A 1,676-nucleotide genomic window follows, 5' to 3' on the forward strand; every position below is an offset into this window, starting at 1 on the left:
CGTTGGGGAAACGGCAGCGCCTTATTCTCCAAAGGTGCTCTGATAGATTCGGGAGCGAAAAAACGGGAATGCCAAATTTACAACCGTTGAGAGATCAAGTTCCTTGACCTAACAGGTGCATCGATTGCCAACACGGCTCCTGTTTTTAAACAACGCCGTTTTCAGCAAAACATGGTTGGACAGATATTCAGTATCGCGAACCGTGGCTTACAGAAGTTGGTTGAGTTATCAATATTCGTTATCGGCCAAAAGCCAAAAGTCGGATAAATACTCCAACGGCAATTGTCGAGCCAGAAGCAGGCGCAGGGTACGGTGAGTTTACGAAACCGCACCTATCGCGGCTGTTCAGCACATCCTGAGGCCCTACAGCCTAAACCTAGATGCCAATTTGTCTAGGATTTCTGCTTGGCTAGCCAGTTCTTCCGAGCTCTTTCTGGTTTTGGATACTGTTCTTGCGAGTGATTCGGCCCCTTGTGAAACCACCTCCACCCGTGATGTCATATCATGTGTGGCGACGGTTTGTTCTTTCAATGCTTGGTTAATACCGTTGATTGAAATCATTACCCTGGATTGCGCGTCAAGTATTTCCTTTACCGATTTTCCGGCTTGGCTGGATAGTTGTACTCCCGACGCCACCCCTTTTACCCCGCTTTCCATTGCTAAAACCGAAGCCCGAGAAGCCTCGCGAATCTTCTCGACCATGACTTTAATTTCATTACTTGAAGTACTTGTCCGTTCCGCGAGCGTTCTTACTTCATCAGCTACTACGGCAAATCCCCTACCGTATGAGCCGGCGCGAGCCGCTTCTATTGCAGCGTTAAGAGCCAGCAAATTAGTCTGTTCAGCAACACCGTGTATCACATCAACAATTGTGGTGATTTGCGAGCTGATATTTTCCAAATTACGGATATAACCCGCTGCGTTGAGCACCAACTCAGAGATTTTATGCATTTCCTTAGCAGAATTCTCTATGACCTTGGTTGAATCTTGGGCGCTTAGCCCTGATTCAGTCGCTATACGTATGGTATCGATTGCGCTCTTATTAACCTGATCGAGCGAAACGGAGAGTTGCTCAATCGAGGCGGCCATGCTGCCAGCCGCCTGCGATCCATCCAACGCGATAGTGTCGCAGTCAGCGGCAGCCCTGAGCAATTCAGCCGAATGCCTATTCAACTGAACGACACCATTTTGTATTTCATCGATCAGTGAATGCAATTTGTTCCGCATCTCGTTCAGTCTCTGAAACAAAAGACCTATTTCGTCTTGACCGTAGGTAGGCACAGAAACAGTTAAGTCGCCATCGGCGATAGCTCGCGCCACTTGGCCGGCTAACGCCAAACTTGCACGGATTTGTTTAGTAATCAACAAGGCCATCGCCATAGATACTAATGCGCCAATCAAGGCTAGGCCCACAAGAAGCCCAATAGTAGTATCGACAACACTATTTAAATTGTTAAGGGTATCTGCGGCAAATTTCGTGGAACTATTAACGGTTTTATCTACGCCTTGTCGGTGCAAATCATAGTAATTGTCTAACTTGGTCATTGAGTCATTCTTGGCTGCGCTATCGCCACGTTCAATAGCAGGGAGGTAATGCTCCTCGACTTCCTGCCACCACAAATCAGCATACTTTCGCTGATCACCGAGCAGTTGCTGCTTTACCTCGTCTGTTAAAG

Annotated in this window: 1 protein-coding gene; it reads right to left on the reverse strand. The window is 47.6% G+C overall.

Translation table 11 applies throughout. The features are described 5' to 3' along the window. Positions 1–363: 363 nt before the first annotated feature. The coding region (locus tag NP603_RS21800; RefSeq protein ID WP_256612970.1) for a methyl-accepting chemotaxis protein at positions 364–1,676 on the reverse strand (1,313 nt) is incomplete at its 5' end.

It is taken from the genome of Methylomonas aurea (assembly GCF_024505045.1).
In the GTDB taxonomy this organism is placed as follows: domain Bacteria; phylum Pseudomonadota; class Gammaproteobacteria; order Methylococcales; family Methylomonadaceae; genus Methylomonas; species Methylomonas aurea.